Annotated in this window: 18 protein-coding genes; 11 read left to right on the forward strand and 7 right to left on the reverse strand. The window is 67.1% G+C overall.

What is annotated here, in order from left to right; translation table 11 throughout:
- Both ABD719_RS08395 and ABD719_RS08400 read left to right on the forward strand, forming a co-directional pair.
- The gene (locus tag ABD719_RS08395; protein ID WP_344692892.1) at window positions 1–441 is read left to right on the forward strand and encodes a DMT family transporter; all 441 of its coding nucleotides are present in this window, start codon (window positions 1–3) and stop codon (window positions 439–441) included.
- 83 nt (window positions 442–524) lie between these two features.
- Entirely contained in the window at window positions 525–980 is a 456-nt protein-coding gene (locus tag ABD719_RS08400) for a DUF2721 domain-containing protein (RefSeq protein WP_425567138.1), read from the forward strand.
- On the opposite strand, the gene ABD719_RS08405 is transcribed toward ABD719_RS08400, so the two are convergent.
- Entirely contained in the window at window positions 977–2,566 is a 1,590-nt protein-coding gene (locus tag ABD719_RS08405; protein WP_344692893.1) for an amidase, read from the reverse strand. The genes ABD719_RS08400 and ABD719_RS08405 overlap by 4 nt on opposite strands.
- A gap of 138 nt (window positions 2,567–2,704) precedes the next feature.
- Here ABD719_RS08405 and ABD719_RS08410 point away from each other — a divergent pair, with 138 nt between their 5' ends.
- On the forward strand, window positions 2,705–3,916 hold the full coding sequence (locus ABD719_RS08410; protein ID WP_425567139.1) for an MBL fold metallo-hydrolase: 1,212 nt from the start codon (window positions 2,705–2,707) through the stop codon (window positions 3,914–3,916).
- 56 nt (window positions 3,917–3,972) lie between these two features.
- Here ABD719_RS08410 and ABD719_RS08415 read toward each other — a convergent pair whose 3' ends face one another.
- Complete coding sequence (locus ABD719_RS08415) at window positions 3,973–4,782, reverse strand: ferredoxin--NADP reductase (protein WP_344692894.1); 810 nt, start codon at window positions 4,780–4,782, stop codon at window positions 3,973–3,975.
- Window positions 4,783–4,903: 121 nt separating this feature from the next.
- On the opposite strand from ABD719_RS08415, the gene uvrB reads away from it, so the two are divergent.
- On the forward strand, window positions 4,904–7,102 hold the full coding sequence (gene uvrB, locus ABD719_RS08420) for an excinuclease ABC subunit UvrB (RefSeq protein WP_344692895.1): 2,199 nt from the start codon (window positions 4,904–4,906) through the stop codon (window positions 7,100–7,102).
- 10 nt (window positions 7,103–7,112) lie between these two features.
- Here the strand turns inward: uvrB and ABD719_RS08425 are convergent, their stop codons facing one another.
- Entirely contained in the window at window positions 7,113–7,439 is a 327-nt protein-coding gene (locus ABD719_RS08425; protein WP_344692896.1) for a metalloregulator ArsR/SmtB family transcription factor, read from the reverse strand.
- 98 nt (window positions 7,440–7,537) lie between these two features.
- Here ABD719_RS08425 and ABD719_RS08430 point away from each other — a divergent pair, with 98 nt between their 5' ends.
- Entirely contained in the window at window positions 7,538–8,455 is a 918-nt protein-coding gene (locus ABD719_RS08430) for an acyl-CoA desaturase (protein WP_344692897.1), read from the forward strand.
- A gap of 25 nt (window positions 8,456–8,480) precedes the next feature.
- Here ABD719_RS08430 and ABD719_RS08435 read toward each other — a convergent pair whose 3' ends face one another.
- Both ABD719_RS08435 and ABD719_RS08440 read right to left on the reverse strand, forming a co-directional pair.
- The gene (locus ABD719_RS08435) at window positions 8,481–8,936 is read right to left on the reverse strand and encodes a DUF3597 domain-containing protein (protein ID WP_344692898.1); all 456 of its coding nucleotides are present in this window, start codon (window positions 8,934–8,936) and stop codon (window positions 8,481–8,483) included.
- Window positions 8,937–8,984: 48 nt separating this feature from the next.
- Window positions 8,985–9,356 (reverse strand): PRC-barrel domain-containing protein, encoded by a 372-nt coding sequence (locus ABD719_RS08440; RefSeq protein ID WP_192128289.1) that lies wholly within the window; start codon window positions 9,354–9,356, stop codon window positions 8,985–8,987.
- 145 nt (window positions 9,357–9,501) lie between these two features.
- Here ABD719_RS08440 and ABD719_RS08445 point away from each other — a divergent pair, with 145 nt between their 5' ends.
- The 3 genes from ABD719_RS08445 to ABD719_RS08455 all read left to right on the forward strand — a co-directional run bounded on the left by ABD719_RS08445 (window position 9,502) and on the right by ABD719_RS08455 (window position 13,211).
- The gene (locus ABD719_RS08445; RefSeq protein WP_344692899.1) at window positions 9,502–10,056 is read left to right on the forward strand and encodes a hypothetical protein; all 555 of its coding nucleotides are present in this window, start codon (window positions 9,502–9,504) and stop codon (window positions 10,054–10,056) included.
- A 644-nt stretch (window positions 10,057–10,700) separates the two neighbouring features.
- Window positions 10,701–12,005: an ABC transporter permease gene (locus tag ABD719_RS08450; RefSeq protein WP_344692900.1), complete on the forward strand. Its 1,305-nt coding sequence runs from the start codon at window positions 10,701–10,703 to the stop codon at window positions 12,003–12,005.
- Window positions 12,006–12,368: 363 nt separating this feature from the next.
- Window positions 12,369–13,211, forward strand: a complete 843-nt coding sequence (locus ABD719_RS08455; RefSeq protein ID WP_344692901.1) for an EamA family transporter — start codon at window positions 12,369–12,371, stop codon at window positions 13,209–13,211.
- Between the two features lie 708 nt (window positions 13,212–13,919).
- Here the strand turns inward: ABD719_RS08455 and ABD719_RS08460 are convergent.
- Both ABD719_RS08460 and ABD719_RS08465 read right to left on the reverse strand, forming a co-directional pair.
- The gene (locus ABD719_RS08460) at window positions 13,920–14,345 is read right to left on the reverse strand and encodes a DUF2501 domain-containing protein (RefSeq protein ID WP_344692902.1); all 426 of its coding nucleotides are present in this window, start codon (window positions 14,343–14,345) and stop codon (window positions 13,920–13,922) included.
- Between the two features lie 135 nt (window positions 14,346–14,480).
- The gene (locus ABD719_RS08465; RefSeq protein ID WP_344692903.1) at window positions 14,481–16,001 is read right to left on the reverse strand and encodes a fumarate hydratase; all 1,521 of its coding nucleotides are present in this window, start codon (window positions 15,999–16,001) and stop codon (window positions 14,481–14,483) included.
- A 141-nt stretch (window positions 16,002–16,142) separates the two neighbouring features.
- Here ABD719_RS08465 and ABD719_RS08470 point away from each other — a divergent pair, with 141 nt between their 5' ends.
- From ABD719_RS08470 to ABD719_RS08480, 3 genes are all read left to right on the forward strand, one after another.
- Window positions 16,143–18,758: an EAL domain-containing protein gene (locus ABD719_RS08470; RefSeq protein ID WP_344692904.1), complete on the forward strand. Its 2,616-nt coding sequence runs from the start codon at window positions 16,143–16,145 to the stop codon at window positions 18,756–18,758.
- 444 nt (window positions 18,759–19,202) lie between these two features.
- On the forward strand, window positions 19,203–19,838 hold the full coding sequence (locus ABD719_RS08475) for an Npun_F0296 family exosortase-dependent surface protein (RefSeq protein ID WP_344692905.1): 636 nt from the start codon (window positions 19,203–19,205) through the stop codon (window positions 19,836–19,838).
- A gap of 471 nt (window positions 19,839–20,309) precedes the next feature.
- Complete coding sequence (locus tag ABD719_RS08480; RefSeq protein WP_344693094.1) at window positions 20,310–22,208, forward strand: ribonucleoside-diphosphate reductase subunit alpha; 1,899 nt, start codon at window positions 20,310–20,312, stop codon at window positions 22,206–22,208.
- The last annotated feature ends 69 nt before the right edge of the window (window positions 22,209–22,277 follow it).

A 22,277-nucleotide genomic window follows, 5' to 3' on the forward strand; every position in this document is an offset into this window, starting at 1 on the left:
ATGCCATCGCTGTTTCCCCTGATCGTCGTGCTGATCGCCGGCGTCGGTCTCGCCGCCCAGCCGCCCACCAATGCCGCGCTGGCCCGCACGTCCGGTTCGGTCGTGCTGGCGACGCTCGTCTCGTTCCTGATCGGCAGCGCGATCCTGTTCGCGGTGTGGCTGGCGTTCGACCGCACGCCCCCCGCCGCCCTGCGGGGCGCGCCGCCCTGGGCATGGCTGGGCGGCCTGTACGGCGCGGCGTTCGTCACCGCCGTGGCGTTCGCGGCGCCCCGACTGGGCCTCGCCACTACGGTAACGGTGGCGATCGCGACGCAGGTCGGCGTCGCGCTGCTGCTCGATCATGTCGGCGGGCTGGGGCTGAAGACCGATCCCGTCACCCTGCCCAAGCTGGTCGGGGTCGCGCTGATGCTGGCCGGGGTCGTCATCATCCGTCGCGGCTGACCGGTCCCGACCGATCCGGCCTTGCCCTGCCCGTGCGACGCGTGCCAGCGTAGCCCTCCCGCTTTTCCTCGACAGGTTCCCGCATGATCCCGACGCTGCCCGGCATCACCACCGTCGCCCAGACGATCACGCTGGCGCTGTCGCCAATCTTCATGCTGACCGCGATCGGCCAGTTGCTCAACGTGCTGGCCGGCCGGCTCAGTCGCGTCATCGACCGGGTACGCGCGCTGGAACAGTTGCATCCCCGCTCGACCGGGCCGGAACATGATCGCCACATCTGGGAACTGCGCCTGCTCGACCGGCGCATCTCGATCATCAACGCATCGCTGTTCCTCGCCGTGTCCAGTGCGGTGATGACCAGCCTCGTCGTCGTCAGCCTCTTCGTCGCGACCCTGGGCAAGCTGCATTTCGCCAGCATCGTCGCGATCGCCTTCATCCTGGCGATGATCCTGCTGATCGCCTCGCTGGTGTCATTCATGTTCGAGGTCCGGCTGTCCCTGCGCGCGATCCACGTCCGCAAGGAATATCTGGACGGCTAGAACGTGCCGTCCAGCCCCGGTCCGGCATCCGCCGTCGCCCGGTATCGCGGTGCGACCCGTGCCCTGGCCCGCTGTTCATAGGCATAGCCCGCCCCCAGCACCGTCGCCTCGCCCAGCCGGCCGGCGATGAACGACAATCCCACCGGCAGGCCGCGGACCAGCCCCATCGGCACCGTCAGGTTGGGATAGCCCGCCACCGCCGGCCATTCGGATGACGACGGCCCGCCATATTGATCCCCGTGCACCGGATCGCTGGGCCATGCCGCGCCATAGCTCGGCTCGACCAGCACGGTCGCGTTCGCGGTCTTCAACATCGCGTCGATCCCCTCGGCGCCGGCCTGTCGCAACGCCATCGCCCGCGCCCGTTTATAGGCGGGATCATCCAGTCCCTTCGTCGCCGCCGCCGCCTCGAACGTCTCCTGGTCGAAGAACGGCATCTCGGCGGCGCGGTGGTCGCGATTGAACGCGATCACCTGATCCAGCGTCCGCGTCGTCACCGCCGCCGGGGTCGTCGCCAGATAGGCGTTCAGGTCGGCCTTCAACTCCGTCTTCAGCACGGTGAACTCCGCCTCGCCCAGCCCCTTCGCCTCGGGTGGCGTCACGTCGACCAGCACCGCGCCGGCACCGCGCAGCACCGCCAGCGCCGCCTCGAACCGCGCCGCCAGATCGGGCGTCATCGCCGGCCGCACCACTGCGACGCGCAACCCCGACAGCGCACTGGTCGACAGGCCCGCGGCATAATCCCGCCGCACCGCCCCCGCCGTCACCGGATCGCCGGGATCGGGCGCCACCATCGCCGACAGCATCACCGCGACATCGCGGACGCTGCGGGCCATCGGCCCGGCGGTATCCTGCGAATGGCTGATCGGCACGATATGCCGGCGGCTGACCAGCCCGATCGACGGTTTCAGCCCCACCAGCCCGTTGATCGACGCCGGGCAGACGACGGACCCGTCGGTTTCCGTTCCCACCGCCGCCGCGGCGAAGCTCGCCGCCACCGCCGCGCCCGATCCGGACGACGACCCACACGCCGTCCGGTCCAGCGCATAGGGATTGCGCACCAGCCCGCCGATCGCGCTCCACCCGCTCATCGACCGGGTCGAGCGGATATTGGCCCATTCCGACAAATTGGTCTTGCCCAGGATCACCGCCCCGGCGCGGCGCAGTTCCGCCACCACCGGCGCATCACGCCCGGTGACGTTGTTCTTCAGCGCCAGGCTGCCGGCGGTCGTCGCCATTCGGTCCGCCGTCTCGACATTGTCCTTGATCAGGATCGGCACGCCGTGCAGCGGGCCGCGCACCCTGCCCGCCTTGCGCTCGGCATCCAGCATCCGCGCCTGCGCGATCGCATCGGGATTGATCGCGATCACGCTGCGCAGCGTCGGCCCCTTGCGATCCATCGCGGCGATCCGCGCCAGATAGGCGCGGACCAGATCGACGCTCGTCGTCCCGCCCGTCGTCATTGCGGCCTGAACCTCGTCGATGGAGCGTTCCTCGACCTGCACCGTGCGCGCCGCCGCGGGATCGGCGAAACCCAGCGCCAGCGCGGCAAGCGCGGCCATTCGTGGCAGGACGGATCGGTGCATGACGTTTCCCCATCAATATCATCATGATGCTATCCTGCCGGCGACGCGGATGCACGATGAACCGTACCGACCCCGGCGCGATACTGAACCGGAGCGGTCGGCCCCGCGTTGGCGGCACATCACATCGGGGAACAACTATTGGCCGCCATCGTCCGCGTCCTCGTCAGGATCGCATTGCTGCTGACGGTCGTCGTCCTGCTCGCGGCCACGATCGTGCCGCACTTCCTCGACCGGATCTATTATCGCGGTCCCGTCACCGCGCATTTCGACGGGGCACGGTTCGCCAATCCCGATGGCGACGAAGATACTGCACGTCCCCCCGGCGGCAGTCGCTGGCGTTTCTTCTGGAACGCGATGACCGGGCGCGACGGCCGCCCGCCATGGCCGCAGGCGGTGCCGATCCGCGCCGCCACCCTCGCCGACTTGTTGCCCGTCACGAAGCCGGCACCCATCCCCACCCCGGCACAGGCAAGCGCCACGCCGATGCGCGCGACGTGGATCGGTCATGCCAGCGTGCTGGTTCAGACGCCGGGCCTCAATATTCTGACCGATCCGGTATGGAGCGACCGCACCGGTCCGCTCGGCCGTGGACCGAAACGGGTGGTCGCACCCGGCATCGCGTTCGACGATCTGCCGAGGATCGACCTGATCCTGCTCAGTCACAATCACTACGACCATTTCGACCTGCCGACGCTCGAACGGCTGTGGCGGCGTGACCGGCCGCTGATCGTCACCGGGCTGGGCAACGACGCGATCCTGCGATCACGCGGCATCCCCGCGATCGCGGCGGACTGGCGGCAGGCGGTGCGGGTCGGCAACCGTCCGGTGCGCGTCCACGTCACGCGCAACCACCATTGGGGCAGCCGCTGGTTCACCGATCGCAACCGGGCGCTCTGGTCCAGCTTCGTGGTGACGCTGCCGGGCGGCAACCTGTTCTTCGCCGGGGATACCGGTATAGGCGATGGCCGCTGGCCGGCGGAGGCCGCCGCGCTCGGCCCGATCCGCCTCGCGCTGATCCCGATCGGTGCGTTCCGCTTCGCCCCCGGCCAGATGGCGAGCGGCAGCCATATCGGCCCGCCCCAGGCTGTGCAGGTGTTCGAACGCCTGCGCGCGACCACCGCGATCCCGATCCACTGGGGGACGTTCCGCCTGTCCTACGAAGGCTATGACACCCCGCCAGGGCTGCTGAAGGCGGCGATGCGCTGCGCCGGCCGCACCGGCTTCGCCCCCGTCGCGATCGGCCGGCCGCAGGATATTCCGCCGGTGGCGGCACCCCCAACGGCGAACCTCACGTCCGACGCCGCATTGGCCCGCTGCCTCGACACGCCGGCGGTCAGGGGATGGCGCTGATCCTCACCCTGCCCCGCCGGCTATTTCCCTCCCACCCTGAGACGGAGGAACCGCTACTACCCCACGAATGCCCGCTCGATTACGAAGCTGCCCGGACTGGCGTTCGATCCTTCGACGAACCCCTTCTCCTCCAGCGACTTGGCGAAGTCGCGGATCATCTCGGTCGATCCGCACAGCATCACCCGGTCCGTCTCCGGGTCCAGCGTGGTGCCGCCGTCGATCCCGGCGAACAGCCGCCCGTCCTCGATCAGCGTACCCAGGCGGTCGGCGGTGTGGAACGCCTCGCGCGTGACGGTCGGCACGTAATGGAACTGCGTCGCCGCCTCGTCCGCCACCAGCGGGTCCTCCGCCAGCCGGCCGTCCATCTCCGCGTGATAGGCTAGGTCGCTCACCCGCCGCACCGAATGCGCCACCACCACCTTGTCGAACACCGAATACACGTCCGGGTCGCGCATCAGCGACAGGAACGGCGCCAGTCCGGTGCCGGTCGACAGCATCACCAGCCGCTTGCCCGGCAACAGCGCGTCGAGGACCAGCGTGCCCGTCGGCTTCTTGCCCAGGTACAGCTCGTCGCCCGGCTCGATCAGTTGCAGGCGCGACGTCAGCGGCCCGTCCGCGACCTTGATCGACAGGAACTCCAGTTCCTCGGCATAATGCGGACTGGCGATCGAATAGGCGCGCATCAAGGGCTTCTTGTCCCCCGGCAACCCGATCATCACGAACTCGCCCGACCGGAAGCGGAAGCTCGCCGGGCGTTCGATCGCGAACGAGAACAGATGCTCGTTCCAGTGCCGCACCCACAGCACCTTGGCGCTCAGGAAAGCGGAGTTCTCGGGGATCAGCGCAGGCGCGCGCACGTCAGTCATGGCGGTTCCGATGTGTTGCGAACGCCGCGCAATATGGTCGGCGGCAGCATGGGTCAACCATAGTGGAACTTGGCCGCCCCCCACGTTGCCTGTTCCGTTCCCGTTCCCCATATCCCGCGCCATGGCCATCCAGATCCGCACCAGTCTCGCCGAACCGGAAACGGACGCGAGCTTCGTCCCCCACCGCCCCGCCCGGCCCGAGAAGGTGGAGGGCGGCAAGCCGTTCGAACTCGTCAGCGAATACACCCCCTCCGGCGACCAGCCGACCGCGATCCGCGAACTGGTCGACACCGCGTTGCAGGGCGAGAAGGATCAGGTGCTGCTCGGCGTCACCGGTTCGGGCAAGACCTTCACGATGGCCAAGGTGATCGAGGCGCTGCAACGCCCCGCACTGATCCTCGCCCCCAACAAGATTCTCGCCGCGCAGTTGTACGGTGAATTCAAGTCGTTCTTCCCGAATAACGCGGTCGAGTATTTCGTCAGCTATTACGACTATTACCAGCCCGAAGCCTATGTCCCGCGCTCGGACACCTATATCGAGAAGGAATCCTCGATCAACGAATCGATCGACCGGATGCGCCATTCCGCCACCCGGTCGCTGCTGGAGCGCGACGACGTCATCATCGTCGCTTCCGTTTCGTGTCTTTACGGCATCGGGTCGGTCGAAACCTATTCGGCGATGATCTTCGACCTCAAAAAGGGGCAGGGCGCCGACCAGCGCGAGATCGTGCGCAAACTGGTCGCGCTGCAATACAAGCGCAACGACGCCGCGTTCCAGCGCGGCAATTTCCGCGTGCGGGGCGACAATCTCGAAATCTTCCCGTCGCATTATGAGGACAGCGCATGGCGCATCTCGTTCTTCGGCGACGAGATCGAGCAGATCGTCGAATTCGATCCGCTCACCGGCGAGAAATCCGCCACGCTCAACTCGGTGCGCATCTACGCCAACAGCCACTATGTCACGCCGGGGCCGACGATGAAGCAGGCGGCGGAGGCGATCCGCCACGAACTGACCGAACGGCTCAAGGAACTGGAGGCGGAGGGCAAGCTGATCGAGCATCAGCGGCTCGAACAGCGTACCAACTTCGACCTTGAGATGATCGCCGCGACGGGAAGCTGCAACGGCATCGAGAATTACAGCCGCTTCCTCACCGGCCGCCTGCCGGGCGAGCCGCCGCCTACGCTGTTCGAATATCTGCCGGAAAACGCACTGCTGTTCGTCGACGAAAGCCACCAGACGATCGGCCAGATCAACGGCATGTCGCGCGGCGATCACCGTCGCAAGATCACGCTGGCCGAATATGGCTTCCGCCTGCCCTCGGCGATCGACAACCGTCCGCTCCGCTTCAACGAATGGGACGCGATGCGCCCGCAGACCGTCTGCGTCTCCGCGACGCCGGGCACGTGGGAGATGGAACAGACCGGCGGCGTCTTCGCCGAACAGGTCATCCGCCCCACCGGGCTGATCGATCCGCCGATCGAGATCAAGCCGGTCGAGGAGCAGGTGCAGGACCTGATCGTCGAGTGCCGCAAGACCGCCGAGGCAGGCTACCGTACCCTCGTCACCACCCTGACCAAGCGGATGGCGGAGGACCTGACTGAATATATGCACGAGGCCGGGATCAAGGTCCGCTACATGCACTCCGACGTCGAGACGCTGGAGCGCATCGAGCTGATCCGCGACCTGCGGCTGGGCGTGTACGACGTGCTGATCGGCATCAACCTGCTGCGCGAGGGGCTCGACATCCCCGAATGCGGGCTGGTCGCGATCCTCGATGCCGACAAGGAGGGGTTCCTGCGTTCGGAAACCTCGCTGGTCCAGACGATCGGCCGTGCCGCCCGCAACGTCGACGGCCGCGTCATCCTCTATGCCGACCGCATCACCGGCTCGATGGAGCGGGCGATGAACGAAACCGCCCGCCGGCGCGAGAAGCAGGAGGAATACAACACCCTCCACGGCATCACGCCGACCACGATCCGCCGCAACATCGGCGACATCATCGCCCATGTCAGTCAGGGCGATCAGGTCACGATCCCGATCGACGAGGACCGGCCCCACATGGTCGGCCACAACCTGCGCGCCTATATCGAGGATCTCGAAAAGCAGATGCGCCGCGCTGCCGCCGACCTCGAATTCGAGACCGCCGGCCGCCTGCGCGACGAGATCCGCCAACTGGAGAACGACGAACTCGGCCTGCCTTCCAACGAGCAGAAGGCCCCGATCATGGGCCGCAGCAACGAAGGCAAACCCGGCACCCGCAAGACCCGCTTCGGCAAGGAAAGCAAGATGCGCATGGGCGGCCGGCGCGGCGGGCGGTAGCTTCCGTCCGTCAGGCGGCGGAGTCGTCTCCGCCCGTCCGGGCGCCCAGCGCCGCGCTCTCCTTCCTCAACGGACGGGCAACCGGGCAAACCTCCTGCACGAAGCCGTTCAATGTGTTGGTCAGGCTTTCGGGCATCAGCCGATAGAACACATACTGGCCGCGCTTCTCGCTGGCGACCAGCCCGGCCGCCTCCAGTATCGACAGGTGCTGGGAGATGGATGGCTTCGACATCTCAAACCGGGACGCGATGTCGCCTGCGCTCAGTTCAGCATGGGCCAGATAGGCGAGAATCTTGCGGCGTGGGGCCGACGACAGGGCTTCGAATATACGCTGCATCATGAACTCCGGACGACAGTATATAGGCAATGAACTAATTATTGACAAGTTCGTCACGTAATAGTTAGTTGATGACCTAATTACCGAAGGATGCATTGATGGCGTGCCTCTCGACCGAACGGATGATCGCACAGCCCGATAGCTCGGCCATCCATGGGCGGATCGAATGGGCACCGGCCCGATCCGTCTGGATGCTGACGATGACCGGCACGGCGCTACTGCTGGCCCCGGTCCACGTCACGTCGGGCGCCGTCCTGTTGTTCTTGGCTACCTCCGCCGTCACCCTTTGCTTGGGACATTCGATCGGGCTGCATCGTCTGCTCATTCACCACAGCCTGTCCACCTCACGATGGATGGAAGCGCTGCTCGTCTATCTGGGAACGCTTGTCGGCATGGCGGGCCCGATCGGCATGGTGCGGCTGCATGACACGCGGGACTGGGCGCAACGACAGACAGCTTGTCACGATCTCCATGCGCATCGTGCGCCAATGTGGAAGGACGCATGGTGGCAGATGCATTGCCGGCTCCTGCTCGACGCACCGCCGCGCTTCGTACCGGAAGCAGCGCTGAACGGTCGCTTCTATCGCTGGCTGGAGGCGTCCTGGATGCTCCAGCAACTGCCTTGGGCGATCATCTTCTTCTGGATCGGCGGGATGCCGTGGCTGATCTGGGGCGTTCCGGTCCGCATCGCGGTCGGCGTATCGGGGCATTGGCTGGTCGGCCACATCACCCATCGTCGCGGCCCGCAAGGCTGGGTCATCGACGACACCGCGGTACAGGGGCATGACCTGCCCGTCGCCGCCCTCATCACCTTTGGCGAGGCATGGCATGGCAACCACCATGCCTGGCCCGGCTCGGCGCGGCTGGGGCTTGGGCCGGGACAACCTGACCCCGGTTGGTGGGTCTTGCTGGCGTTGCGCTACGCCGGGCTGGTCTGGGATCTTCGTGAACCGACCGATCTGGAGCCGCGGATCGGACTGCGCACCACGGCCGGTTCACCAACAGGCGTCAGATGAAAGGATCAGACGCCATTCCGGTCATTCAATCCTTCAGTCCGGCCGGCACGGTGCCGCCGTTCTTCTCCAGTTCGCGCATCACCGCCTTGTGCAGCCAGATGTTCATTTCGGCCGACCCGTCCTTGGCACCCGAATAGCCCAGTTCGGTCGCCAGTTCCTTGCGGTTGTCCAGCGAGGAATCGAGGTCCAGCAGCTTCATCAGGTCGACGATCGAGGTGCGCCAGTTGAGCGCGGGACCGCCCTTGCGCTGGGCGATGCCGGTCAGGACCGCCTCGACATCCACCGGCTGGCGCACGGCGGGCGCGGCCTGCGGTGTCGGCTGCAGGGGTTCGGCGGCGGTGGTCTGCGGAGCGGTAGTCGGGGCGGCGGGCGACGCGGCGGGGGTCGGCGCGGGGGCCGCATCCTTCCTGCCGCTGAACTGGCCGCCCAGCGGGCCATGCTCGCCGAAGATGGCGGACTTGATCTTGCCGAAAATGCTCATGGCTTTTCCTTGGGTGCGATGACGTGAAACGAAGGTAAGGTGCCGGGATCAGGCGACCGACAGGTTCTCGCTGCCGGTGCTGTAGTAACTGGCGACGCGATCGGCATAGGCCTGGTCGAAGACGGGGGCGTTGTTCGCCCAGCTCGGCCCGCCTTCCAGCAGGCGGCGGTCGATCGTCACGACATACAGGTCGCGCACCGGATCGAAATCGAGCAGCGCGAACGGCAGCGGATAGAAGCTGCGCCCCATGCCCAGGAATCCGCCCAGGCTCAGCACCGCGTGCGTCACCTTGCCGGTACCCTTGTGGACCATGAACGAATAGACCGAACCCACCGAATCGCCATCGCGGCTTTCGATCTTCAGGCTGTGCGCGACGTTGGACTGGATCAGGATCTGCGTCGGTATCGTGTCGGTGGACATCATGGGTTCCTTATCGTTTCCGGCCGAACCGGTGGCATGGTGCGCGGGTTCCATGCCGTGCGCATCGCCCGCTTCCGGCCCCGGCCCGTCGAGCCGGCACGGCACGCGGGTTGAGCGCGCCGGCCCGACCGCCTAGGCGGGCCGGATGCGTTTCCGTGCCCTGTTCCCGCTCCTGTCCGTCGCCGCCGTCGCGGCCTGCGTCGCGCCGCCCCGTCAGGCACCCACCGTCCCCGCCCCCCCGCCCGTGACGCCATCCCCACCGCCGCCGCCCGCCCCGGCGGCCGACTGGCGCGACCGGCCCTATGCCCCCGGCGACTGGCGGCATATCGCCGACGCGACCCGCCCGGCGGCGCGGTATCAGGGCGCCGACGGGGCCGTGCTGTTCGCGCTGAACTGCGACCGGCCGACGCGCACGATCTCGGTCGCCCTGCCCGGCCCGGCCGGCATGCCATCCCCACCCGCCGGCGTGCTGACGATCCGCACCACCAGCACCACCCGTATCCTGGCGACCCGCCTGCTGCCCGCCCCCGGGGCGGCGACCCCGCCGACGATCGTCGCGACGTTGCCCGCCACCGATCCGCTGTTCGATGCGATGGCGTTCAGCCGCGGTCGCTTCGCCGTGGAACGATCCGGCCAGCCCCCCCTGATCCTTCCCGCCTGGGCGGAGATCGGGCGGCTGATCGACGACTGCCGCGGTTGACCGCATCCGGTCGATTCCGGTCTTGCATGTCCTTCGCCCATCGCCCACATTCCGGGTGCGGCGAGTGATCGTCGCATTGGCTATACACAAGCGAAAGGAGGTGATCCGATGTCTCATGGTTCAGCAGTGAGTTCGGTTCGGTTCGTTCGGGGGACGCGCATCTGATCCGCCCGGCCCGTCGGGGAGTATCTTCTCCCAATCAACGACGTGGTCGACAAGGAATCGGATGATCGCATGGTTTCCCGGGCTGGAGCACTCCGGCCGCTGACCATGTTGGGGGGTTGTCGGTTCGTCGGGAGACGACCGGCAACCTCTTTTCATATCCGGCCCCTTTCCGGTCGCCGACGGCCGGCCCGGTCGCGGTGCCATTCACCGGAAAACGCCGTCGCCGTTCCGGTACGGGCGAGGCGGCGACAACAGCCTCCATGCTTTCCCGGCCTCGGCCAGCATGGTCGAAAGCCTGTCCAGCCCGCTTCCGGGCCAATGGGTTGCACGTAACCCGGCGTGCCTGACGATCATGGTCGTCGCGCCGGCCTTTTGTCGACATGCGCCATGCAGCAGGTCGATAAGACGGGTCGTTCCTCTGACATACCCCCTGCCCGGAACAGGTCCGGCATGCCGGCCATCCGGTCGATACCGTTGCCATGCCCGCTCCCACGGCCGGCTGGCCCGGCCGGCTCGATCGTGCCACCATCCGCGCCATGACCCTCCGCCCGATCCTGTCCGCGCATGAGCGGCTTCTCGTCCGCCGCTACCTGTTTCCCGGCGCCGGCGGGCGGCTGATGTTGCTCGTCGCCGCGATCGGGTGCGCGGGGGTCATGATCGGCGTCGCCTCGCTGATCCTCGTCGTCAGCGTGATGAACGGCGCGGAGGCGCGGCTGGCGGGGCAGATCGCCTCGGTCGACGGGCATCTGGCGGTCACGCGGGTCGGCCACGATCTGCCCGACTGGCGCCGGCTGACCCAGCAGGCGGCCGGCGTGCGGGGCGTCGCCCGCGCCGTCCCGACCCTGAAACAATCCGGCCTCGTCACCGCCGCCGGCCGTGTCGCCCCCGTCGAGTTCCAGGGGCTGCGGTTCGCCGACATGCGCCGCCTGCCCGCGTTCCGGGGCGGCGACGCCTTCGTCACCGGTGGCCTGCCGGCGCGGGCGGGAGAGATCGCGGTCGGTCTCGGCATCGCCGACCGGCTCGGCATCGGCACGGGCGATCCCGTCGCCGTCACCACCGCGCGGATCGACCGGGCGGGTCGATTGGCCGTCACCAGCACCCCCCTCACCATCGCCGGCATCTATCGCACCGGGGCCGCCACCTATGACGACCGCCGCGTCATCGCGCCGCTGGCTGATGTGCAGCGGCTGTTCGCGCGCGGCGACGTCGCGTCGGGGATCGACATCGCCGCCGTCGACGACGCGACCTCCACCGCGCTCGCCCCCGCCCTGCGCACGCACCTGACCGGACCGGTCGTCGTCCGGCACTGGCGCGACCTCAACGCCGCGCTGGTGCAGACGATGGCGCAGGAACATGTCGCGATGGCGGCGATCATCGCGATGGTCACCGTCATCGCGCTGGCCAACATCCTGTCGACGATGGGGATGCTCGTCCGGTTCAAGGCGCGCGAGATCGCGATCCTGCGCACGATGGGCGCGTCGGCCGGCTCGGTCGCACGGGTGTTCGTCGCGGTCGGCGTCGCGATCGGGCTGACCGGCGAGGTGGCCGGCATCGCACTGGGGCTGGGGCTGAAGGCGGCGAAAAACCCGGTGGCGGACGCGATCGGCCGCTGGGCTGGTCCCTCGCCCGAACTCGCCATCTTCCGCGATCTGCCGCTGGTGCTGTCGCCCCCCGAACTCGCCGGGATCGCCGCCGCGGTCATGACCGGCGTCACCGCCGCCAGCCTGTTCCCCGCCCGCCACGCCGCCGCGATCGATCCGGCACGGATATTACGGCATGGGTGAACGGGCGGAATGCGATGCCGACAGCGGACTGGTCGTAACGCCCCCTGCCGGGTCATTCCCGCATGGCTGCCGATTGTCCGGTAACGCCCAAAGCCGGACGCTCCGGCTAGCGATCCGAGCTTTCGATAACGGCCATTCGTCAAGCGCGACATTTCCCGTTTCTCCGTCTCCGACAGGCTATTTCGGGAATGAGCAATCGGGAACAGATTTTGGGAAAGGGAGTGCTCTGGACGGCTTTCGGCGCGATCACGCCGGTGACTGTCCCGCTGTGGGTTCCCAATCGAGAATGGCCACATGCGAGCGATCCTATCGACACCCGCAGCATCGATTGTATCCGAGCTAGGGAGGGCCTCGGGGAGACTTATGGATTACACCGCAATCGGTATCGCGTTGGCGTTGATTTCATCACTGACCACGGCATCGGCACACGCACTGTTGAAGGCCGGGAACGACAAATTAGCGGTCCGAGCATTGATGGGTGCGGTTGGGACGGTCGCTCTTGCTCCGGTTTGCTTCTTCGTGCCTCTTCCGACGAACAGCCTCATACCGTGGCTTCTCACTGCCAGCGCCTTACACACAACCTATCAACTGGTACTGATCCGAGCATACGAAGCCAGCGACTTCGCGGTTGCTTATCCTATCGCGCGGGGGATAGCGCCGATCGCGACTGCCATCCTCGGCATGGCATTGCTAGGCGACCAAATCACAACCGGAACTGTTGTCGGCGTCGGGCTAGTGAGCGCTGGCATATTGATGGTGGCGGTCGGCCGAACGATCGCAGCAGGCGGTCTGATTGCCGCTGGTATCGCTGGCCTACTTACGACCACCTACACGATCGTTGATGCTCACGCGATCCGCCTCGCCCCGTCCGCCATGACCTTCGTTGCATGGTTCTTCCTCCTCGATGGCTTCATCATGTTTCCGATCTTCGCGACCTTGCGCCGGGGGCGAGTGACCTCCCTCCTCCGTTCCGAGGGGTGTCAGGGGTTCATGGCTGGCGTCACGAGCTTGGTAAGTTTCGGGTCAGCACTCATTGCGTTGCGGCTCGCGCCGGTCGGGATCGTGTCGGCTCTACGCGAAGCGAGCGTGGTATTCGGAATGCTGATTGCGGCATTCTTCCTTCGGGAGAGTGTCGATCAGCGTCGCGCCGGGGCTGCCGTCGTCATCGCGCTAGGGGCGATCCTAATCGTTGCGACCGCAGCCTAAGGAGGCCACGGGCTTTCCCGATATTCGATCCTTTTTGGGAAATGCGGGACCGCACTATGTCGACTATCGCCATCGGCGTGCCCGTAAGCGGACGGTCCGCTCCCCACCAATACCGGCCGTTGTTACGGCGATTGGCAGAAGAGCCGCGCAGGGTTAGGCTGCCAGCGCTATGAGGCGTAGCTCTAACTTTTGGCTTATCGCCACCGTGGCGTTCTGGGTTTGGATGTTCGCCTTGAACTCGCGCCAAGCCACGACGGCGCTTATGTTTTCAACGATCATCGGGGTCGTTGTCGTGATCGGGCTGGCAAGCTTTTATATTATTCGAGCAAGGCTTGACCGGTAGGTCAGCGTTACGGCTGCCGGTCCGGGACGTAGAACGAACAAGCGTCCGCTTCCTACCACCACGTCGCGACGTTCGCGAGCGGAAAAGCGGAGCGGCGGAAGACGCCCGATGGCGGACGTCGGTTGAATCGGTCACCTTCGCGGCAGCATCAGCGGCGAGGCGATCAACCATGAGTTACCGGACGGACCGCCGAAGCCGGACGCGAGCCATGGCCGTGTACCTGACCCTGCTCCTCATCGGCGCGACGCTGGGCTTCCTCGTCAGGTTCGGGGTGATTACCGATCACATGCTCTGGCAGGAGCGGCCGACCGGCGCCTGAAGGTCCGGCCGTCCACCCCGACCCGACCTCCGCCCGCCGGCAACGGCTAAAGGAACGACCGCGCGCGCTTCAGCACCATGCCGCACAGTTGCGTCTTCACCCGGTCCTGCACCCCGGCCAGCGAGAAGGCGTTGCCGCCGGTCTGCACTTGTCCGCGCTGCCCTGCCTCGAAACCGGGTGACGCGGTCACGCCGCGCTTGCCGGTCAGCTGGCCGAGGATACCCGCCGCGCCGTTGCCGGCGACCAGATTGTTCTTGATGCAATAGCCCAGCAGCCCCGCCGCATTGCCCGCTCCCGCCGATGCGATGTTCGGCAGGCCGCCGCCACCGCCCAGCAGACCACCCTCCCCCAGCAGGCCGGCAAGGCCGCCGCCCCGCGCCGGCGTCGCGGCCGGCGGGACGGTCGCCTGTTGCGCGGCCACCGGTGCCGCGACGAGGCCGCCAAGGGTCAGGGCGAGGAGGACATGCTTCATCGAACGATTCCTTCATGGGCGACGCCGGGCGCCGCGATCGAAGGAACAACGCACCGCGCGCCGGGAAGGCCCCCGCCCGGCCCCGACGCCCCGGTCAGGAGCCGGTCACGCGCCGACGGCTGACGCCCCCCCCGATTACGCTGGCGTCAGCAGCCCTTCGCGCGCGATCTTCTCGCGCCAGACCAGCGGTGCCAGCTGGTGGACGTTCTGCCCTTCGGCATCCACCGCCACCGTCACCGGGAAATCGGCGACCTCGAACTCGTAGATCGCCTCCATGCCTAGATCCTCGAACCCGACCACCTTCGATCCCTTGATCGCGCGCGCCACCAGATAGGCGGCACCGCCCACCGCCATCAGATAGGCGGACTTGCGCTCGGCGATCGCCTTCGTGGCGTCCGGCCCGCGCTCCGCCTTGCCGACCATCGCCAGCAGGCCCTGGTCCAGCATCATGCGGGTGAACTTGTCCATCCGCGTCGCGGTGGTCGGGCCGGCGGGGCCGACCACTTCCTCGCCCACCGGGTCGACCGGCCCGACATAATAGATCACGCGGCCCCTGAAATCGACCGGCAGCTCCTCGCCCTTCGCCAGCATGTCGGCGATCCGCTTGTGCGCCGCGTCGCGCCCGGTCAGCATCTTGCCGTTCAGCAGCAGCCGGTCGCCATGCTTCCACGTCCGCACCACCTCGGGCGTCAGCGTGTCGAGATCGACGCGGATCGCCGCCTTGTCGGGCGTCCAGTCCACCTGCGGCCATTCGTCGAGCTTTGGCGGCTCCAGATAGACCGGCCCCGCGCCGGTCAGCGTGAAGTGTGCGTGGCGGGTCGCGGCGCAGTTCGGGATCATCGCGACCGGCTTGGACGCGGCATGGGTCGGCCAGTCGAGGATCTTCACGTCGAGCACGGTCGACAATCCGCCCAGCCCCTGCGCGCCGATCCCCAGCGCGTTCACCTTGTCCATCAGTTCGATGCGCAACGCCTCGATATCGTTCCGCGGGCCCCGCGCGCGCAACTGGCCCATGTCGATCGCGCCCATCAGCGATCCCTTGGCCAGCAGCATCGCCTTTTCGGCGGTGCCGCCGATGCCGATGCCCAGCATCCCCGGCGGGCACCAACCCGCGCCCATCTGCGGGATCATCTCCAGCACCCAGTCGACGATCGAATCGCTGGGGTTCATCATCTTGAACTTCGACTTGTTCTCCGACCCGCCGCCCTTGGCCGCGACATCGACCGATACCGTGCTGCCCGGCACCATCTCCACGTGCAGGACACTGGGTGTATTGTCGCGGGTGTTCCGCCTGGTGAAGGCGGGGTCGGCCAGGATCGAGGCGCGCAACTTGTTCTCGGGGTGGAGGTACGCGCGGCGCACCCCCTCGTCGATCACCTCCTGCAGGCTGCGGTCGCCCGACAGGCGGCAATCCTGGCCCCATTTGACGAAGACGGTGACGATGCCGGTATCCTGGCAGATCGGGCGATGCCCCTCCGCGCACATCCGGCTGTTGGTCAGGATCTGCGCGATCGCGTCCTTGGCCGCCGGGCTGCGCTCCGCCTCATACGCCTCGCCCAGCGCGCGGATATAATCCATCGGGTGGTAATAGCTGATGAACTGCAGCGCGTCGGCGACGCTTTCGATCAGGTCGGTATCGCGGATGGTCGTGGTCATGGCCCGGCTTCATGCGACAGGGCGCGGCGCGATGCAATCCAGTGCGGTGACCGGTCCTCCATCCCGCCGACGTTCGGCTAACGCCGCGTTCACCACGGTCCATGGCCGCTTTGGTAAGGGCCGCACCGGTACCAGACGGCCATGTCGATCCGTTCCGCCATCACCCTTTCCGGAGACAAGCCGCCACTGCCCGTGCTGCTGGGCTTCGCCGGGGGGCCTGACGATCGCGATCCTGCCGAACAACGGCTGGCGCAGGTCGCCGCCGCCTGCCCGCTGGCCGGCGCGATGCTGGCGCTGGCGATGGCGGCGGCGATGGTGGCGTCCGGGTTCGGCACCGTCACGCTGGTCCTGTCGCTGGTCACGGTGCTGGCGTTCGCGGGGCTGACATTGTGCGTGGGCACGCGCCTCGGCTGGCCACCCTATCGGCGCGCGCGGGGCGCCGCGCTCGCCGCCGGCCTGCTCGCGGTCGCGACGCTGTCGATGCTTGAGGAGGTCGGCATCGGACTGGCGGGGATGATGCCGCTGGGCGCGGCGACGCTGCTGGTCGGGGCGATCGGGCTGGTCGGGCTGGCGGTGCAGCCGGTGCGCGGCGTGGTGCTGGTGTTCGGCGCGGGGCTGGTGGTCGCGATGGCGGTGATGGTCGGCGCCGCGCTGGTCTGGTTCGAGGCGCTGGCGCTGCTTGGCGCGCTGGCGCTGACGATGCTGCGCCTGGGCCAGCTGGATCGCCACGGCACTGCCGAACAGGTCAGACAGACCGGCCGCGGTCGCCACGCCGAACGGATGGTCGCCGAGTTCGAGGAACAGGGCACCGGCTGGTTCTGGGAAACCGATCGCCATGGCCGCATCACCTATATCTCCGCCCGCGTCGCCGCGGAGATCGCAGAGCATGATCCGCACCCGCTCGGCCGGTTGCTGACCGAGATATTCCGCATGGACGGCGCGGGGGCCGGCACCGCCACCGAACGCACGCTCGCCTTCCACCTGTCGTCGCGCACGTCGTTCTCCGATTATCCGGTCTGCGCGGCGGGGGATGCGGCGGGCGGGCGCTGGTGGTCGATGGGTGGCCGCCCGCTGGTCGACGAGCTGGACCGGTTCCAGGGCTTCATCGGCACCGGCGCCGACCTGACGGAACTGCGCCGGTCGGAGGCGGAGATCACCCGCCTCGCGCTGTTCGACGGACTGACCGGCCTCGCCAACCGCCAGCGGATGCGCCAGTCGATCGACAAGATGCTGGCGCAGGTCGCGGAGGGGCATCGTCCCGCCGGGCTGTTCCTGATGGACCTCGACCGGTTCAAGGCGGTCAACGACACGCTCGGCCATCAGGCGGGCGATGCGTTGCTGAAGCAGGTGGGCCAGCGGCTGCAACGCGGCGTCGGCGATCGCGGGCTGGTCGGCCGGATGGGCGGCGACGAGTTCAAGGTGCTGCTGCCGGGCATCGCCGGTCGTCAGTCGCTGGCGACGCTGGCGGAGGATCTGATCGCGGCGCTCTCGCAACCCTATGCGATCCTGGGCACGTCGGTCACGATCGGCTGTTCGGTCGGCATCGCGATCGCGCCCGATGACGGCACCGATCGCGACACGCTGGTGCGCAACGCCGATCTGGCGCTCTATGCGGCCAAGGCGGCGGGGCGCGGGGTCCATCGCTTCTATTCGGCGGACATGCTGGCCGGCGCGCGCGATCGCCAGCAACTGGAAGGCGACCTGCGCGCCGCCCTGCCGGCGGGAGAGTTCAACCTCTGCTACCAGCCGGTGGTCCGCACCGTCGATGCCGTGGTGATCGGATACGAGGCGCTGATCCGCTGGCGGCATCCCGTGCGCGGGCTGGTATCGCCCGCCGATTTCATCCCGGTGGCGGAGGAATGCGGGCTGATCGGCGCGATCGGCGAATGGGTCCTGCGCACCGCCTGTAACGAGGCGGCGCGCTGGCCGCGCGACGTGCGCGTCGCGGTCAACGTGTCGCCGGTGCAGTTCGCCAATCCGCAATTGCCCGGCATCGTCGCCAGCGCGCTTGCCCGTTCCGGCCTCGCGCCCGACCGGCTGGAACTGGAGATCACCGAAGGGGTGTTCCTCAAGGGATCGGACAGTTCGGACCGGATGTTCGCGGCGCTGAAGGGGCTGGGCGTGCGCCTCGCGCTCGACGATTTCGGCACCGGCTATTCCTCGCTCGGCTATCTGCGCACCGCCCCGTTCGACAAGATCAAGATCGACCAGTCCTTCGTGCGCGGCGCGGCGCAGCCGGGCAATCGCAACGCCGCGATCATCCGGGCGATCGTGATGCTCGCCGACACGCTCGGCATGGAAACCACTGCGGAAGGGGTGGAGATCCAGGACGAGATCGAACTGGTTCGCTCGCTGGGGTGCAGCCATATCCAGGGCTATGTCTACGGCCGGCCGGCACCCGCGGCGGAGGTCGCGGCGGCGCTGGGAATCGATGGCCGTGCCGTGCCCTCCGGCTTCCGCGTCAGCCGTCCGTCACGCACCCGTCTGCTGCGCTCGGCGCGGGTGACGATCGCGGGGCGGACGCATGATGTCCGCGTGCGCGACATCTCGATCACCGGCGCGATGATCGAGGGGTTGCCCGCGCACGGCGCCGAGGTCGATGCGGAACTGCGGATCGAACTGGTCGAGGGCCGCTCGATCGCCGCCCGGATCAGCTGGACCGATCGCAAGCGCGCCGGCATCCACTTCGCCGCGCCGATCGACCTGTCGATCCTCAGCGAACCCGGCCCTGTCGCCTCGATTCGGCGCATTGCCTGATTCGCCTGCGGCGCGATGGGGTGCCCCGGCGTCCGGAACCATCCTGAGCGATCAAATTGCTGTCTGGTTCCACCTTGGCGGCGGCGACCGGAAAATAATTTTGATGTGTGTCGCCGACTGCCGGGCGACGTTCCGCGCCCGCATCCTGACCACCGGATCGGCCGGCTGGCAGCAGGAAGAATTTGGCAGAAATGCTGCGCTGCAACGAGGATAGCAGCCATTCCGGTCGATCCGGATCGTCGTCATCAGGCCGTTTACGCCCAAGAATTCCCGTGCTCGCCGACGCCTCCCGGACCCTTCCGATGTGAAATCGCGCGACCCTGAAAGCTTTGCCGCTATTCCCTTTTTAAACTTTTATAGTTAACGGCTGGGTCTCACCAACGATCGAACGAGGTACGCCCGCATTGCCGGCGGACAGCGGATCGGAACATCGGGGAACACGAGATGCGCAATACCCTTATCACGGCCGCAATTGCTGCAGCCGCCTTCGCCATGCCGGCCTCGGCCGCCACGATCGTTTCGACCGGTGGCGCCTTCGCCGCTCCTGCCGGTAGCGTGACCATCGACTTCAACAGCGCAGTTGCAGCACCGTTCACGGCGGCGTTCACCAACGCAAGTCTGGTCCAGGGCAATCTGGCCGGCTTCTATGCCCAGCCCGGGTTCAGCGACGGCAGCCGCTACGCTTCGGTGTTCCGCAACGGCAACCTGACGCTCACCTCGCAGCTGGCGCTCCGTTCGGTCAGCTTCTTCGTCGGCTCGATCGACATCGGCAACATTGTCGAACTGCTCAGCAGCACCGGTTCGGTGGTCGGCCGCTTCAGCGGCGCGGCCTTCTCGACGAATGCCGATGGTGACCAGGGCAGCATGCTGACCAACCGTCGCGTCACCATCTCGCTCACCGAGGGCGAGGCATCGTTCGCGGGCGTCCGCTTCATCAGCGCGCAGAACTCGTTCGAGATCGACAACGTCGTGTTCGCGGTGCCCGAGGCTTCGACCTGGGCGCTGATGCTGGTCGGCTTCGGCATGGTCGGCGCGGCAACCCGCTATCGTCGTCGCAAGACCAACGTCGCCTTCTCGTAAGACGACATCACCCGCGCGCCCTCACCGGCGCCAGGTCGAAATCGGCCGCCGTTCCGAAAGGAGCGGCGGCCTTTTTCGTGCGTCGGGTCTGCATCCCCATACCGGATATAGGGGGCATCGAACGCCGGACCCGGCGTCTGGTGCCATGCCGAAATTTTTTATCGCGACGATTCCGCGCTTGCCATTCCTGAACCCCGCAGACTTCCACGCGTCGTCGCCCGTCACCGTCTTTTTCACCGTCGAAGGCGGCCGGATCGGCCGTTGATGGCCCTTGCCTGACCGGCCGATCTGCCACAATCAGTGGGGGTAAGGACCGGGAGCAGACCCAATATGGTGTGCCGGACGAAGACGGACTCATCCGAGCAGGGACCCGCCCAGGGACCCGCCCGCGATGCCCAGCCCGACTTCTTTCCGACCGGTCGGACGCCCGACGATACGGGTGCGACACAGACGAGAAGGAATGGCGCGGTGATGGATTTCAACGACAGCGGACGCGAGACTGCAACGATCGACACGGCCGAAGCACCGGTCGCGTCCCCCACGGCGGCCAAGCCTGCCGACAGCCGCTCGGTGAAGCCGCAGCCCTATGCGCTCGATGTCGATCATTCGCGCGACGCGCTGCTCACCGATTTCGGCAAGGAGACGCTGAACGACCGTTACCTGCTGCCGGGCGAAAGCTATCAGGACCTGTTCGTCCGCGTCGCCTCCGCCTATGCCGACGATGCCGCCCATGCGCAGCGCATCTACGACTATATCAGCCGCCTGTGGTTCATGCCCGCCACGCCCGTGCTGTCGAACGGCGGCACCGGTCGCGGCCTGCCGATCTCGTGCTACCTCAATTCGGTGCCCGACAGCCTGAACGGCATCGTCGACACCTGGAACGAGAATGTCTGGCTCGCCTCGCGCGGCGGCGGCATCGGCACCTATTGGGGCAATGTCCGCGGCATCGGCGAGCCGGTCGGCCTGAACGGCAAGACCAGCGGCATCATCCCGTTCGTCCGCGTCATGGATTCGCTGACGCTCGCGATCTCGCAGGGGTCGCTGCGTCGTGGCTCGGCCGCGGTCTATCTCGACGTGTCCCACCCGGAAATCGAGGAGTTCCTCGAAATCCGCAAGCCGTCGGGCGATTTCAACCGCAAGGCGCTGAACCTGCACCACGGCGTGCTGATCCCCGACGCCTTCATGGAAGCCGTCCGCGACGGCGCCGAATGGATTCTCCGCAGCCCCAAGGACCAGACCGAGCGGGGCCGCGTCGATGCCCGCGCGCTGTTCCAGAAGCTGGTCGAGACCCGCCTCGCCACCGGTGAGCCGTACATCGTCTTCGCCGATCACGTGAACTCGACGATGCCCAAGCATCACCGCGATCTGGGCCTCAAGGTCTCGACCTCGAACCTGTGTTCGGAGATCACGCTGCCCACCGGCCGCGACCATCTCGGCAACGATCGCACCGCGGTCTGCTGCCTGTCCTCGCTCAACCTCGAGACGTGGGACCAGTGGAAGGACGACAAGCGCTTCGTGGAGGACGTGATGCGCTTCCTCGACAACGTGCTGCAGGATTATATCGACCGCCACGAACCCGGCATGGAGCGGGCCGCGTACAGCGCCGGTCGCGAGCGCTCGGTCGGGCTCGGCGTCATGGGCTTCCACTCTTTCCTCCAGGCGCGCGGTCTGGCGTTCGAGGGCGCGATGGCGAAGTCGTGGAACCTCAGGATCTTCAAGCAAATCAACGCGCAGGTGAACGAGGCGTCGATGCAGCTCGCGGTCGAGCGTGGCCCCTGCCCCGACGCCGCCGACATGGGCGTGATGGAGCGGTTCAGCTGCAAGATGGCGATCGCCCCCACCGCGTCGATCAGCATCATCTGCGGCGGGACCAGCGCCTGTATCGAACCGATCCCGGCCAATATCTACACGCACAAGACGCTGTCGGGCAGCTTCTCGGTCAAGAACCCGTATCTCGAAAAGCTGCTCAACGCGAAGTCGAAGAACTCGGAAGCGGTGTGGAGTTCGATCTTGGAGAATGGCGGCTCGGTCCAGCACCTCGACTTCCTCTCGCAGGACGAGAAGGACTGCTACAAGACCAGCTTCGAGATCGACCAGCGCTGGCTGCTCGAACTCGCCGGCGACCGCACGCCCTATATCGATCAGGCGCAGTCGCTGAACCTGTTCATCCCGGCCGACGTGGAAAAGTGGGACCTGCTGATGCTCCACTTCCGCGCTTGGGAACTGGGCATCAAGTCGCTCTACTATCTCCGCTCGAAATCGGTGCAGCGCGCCGGCTTCGCGGGCGGCGTCGAGACGGATAACACGCTCGCCAAGCCGACATACGAGCTGGAAAGCACCGACTACGACGAATGCCTGGCGTGTCAGTGAGGTGGATAATGAGCGCCCGCTGACCCCCTCTCCCCTTGTGGGAGAGGGAGGGGCCCACGCCGCACGGCG

The sequence above is a fragment of the Sphingomonas cynarae genome, from assembly GCF_039537815.1.
Classification (GTDB): domain Bacteria; phylum Pseudomonadota; class Alphaproteobacteria; order Sphingomonadales; family Sphingomonadaceae; genus Sphingomonas; species Sphingomonas cynarae.

Bases quoted from the DNA above. Each gene is read 5' to 3' on its own strand.
- ABD719_RS08395 (WP_344692892.1), top strand. From the start codon at position 1: ATGCCATCGCTGTTTCCCCTGATCGTCGTGCTGATCGCCGGCGTCGGT.
- ABD719_RS08400 (WP_425567138.1), top strand. From the start codon at position 525: ATGATCCCGACGCTGCCCGGCATCACCACCGTCGCCCAGACGATCACG.
- ABD719_RS08405 (WP_344692893.1), bottom strand. From the start codon at position 2,566: ATGCACCGATCCGTCCTGCCACGAATGGCCGCGCTTGCCGCGCTGGCG.
- ABD719_RS08415 (WP_344692894.1), bottom strand. From the start codon at position 4,782: ATGACTGACGTGCGCGCGCCTGCGCTGATCCCCGAGAACTCCGCTTTC.
- uvrB (WP_344692895.1), top strand. From the start codon at position 4,904: ATGGCCATCCAGATCCGCACCAGTCTCGCCGAACCGGAAACGGACGCG.
- ABD719_RS08425 (WP_344692896.1), bottom strand. From the start codon at position 7,439: ATGCAGCGTATATTCGAAGCCCTGTCGTCGGCCCCACGCCGCAAGATT.
- ABD719_RS08430 (WP_344692897.1), top strand. From the start codon at position 7,538: ATGGCGTGCCTCTCGACCGAACGGATGATCGCACAGCCCGATAGCTCG.
- ABD719_RS08435 (WP_344692898.1), bottom strand. From the start codon at position 8,936: ATGAGCATTTTCGGCAAGATCAAGTCCGCCATCTTCGGCGAGCATGGC.
- ABD719_RS08440 (WP_192128289.1), bottom strand. From the start codon at position 9,356: ATGTCCACCGACACGATACCGACGCAGATCCTGATCCAGTCCAACGTC.
- ABD719_RS08445 (WP_344692899.1), top strand. From the start codon at position 9,502: ATGCGTTTCCGTGCCCTGTTCCCGCTCCTGTCCGTCGCCGCCGTCGCG.
- ABD719_RS08450 (WP_344692900.1), top strand. From the start codon at position 10,701: ATGCCCGCTCCCACGGCCGGCTGGCCCGGCCGGCTCGATCGTGCCACC.
- ABD719_RS08455 (WP_344692901.1), top strand. From the start codon at position 12,369: ATGGATTACACCGCAATCGGTATCGCGTTGGCGTTGATTTCATCACTG.
- ABD719_RS08460 (WP_344692902.1), bottom strand. From the start codon at position 14,345: ATGAAGCATGTCCTCCTCGCCCTGACCCTTGGCGGCCTCGTCGCGGCA.
- ABD719_RS08465 (WP_344692903.1), bottom strand. From the start codon at position 16,001: ATGACCACGACCATCCGCGATACCGACCTGATCGAAAGCGTCGCCGAC.
- ABD719_RS08470 (WP_344692904.1), top strand. From the start codon at position 16,143: ATGTCGATCCGTTCCGCCATCACCCTTTCCGGAGACAAGCCGCCACTG.
- ABD719_RS08475 (WP_344692905.1), top strand. From the start codon at position 19,203: ATGCGCAATACCCTTATCACGGCCGCAATTGCTGCAGCCGCCTTCGCC.
- ABD719_RS08480 (WP_344693094.1), top strand. From the start codon at position 20,310: ATGGATTTCAACGACAGCGGACGCGAGACTGCAACGATCGACACGGCC.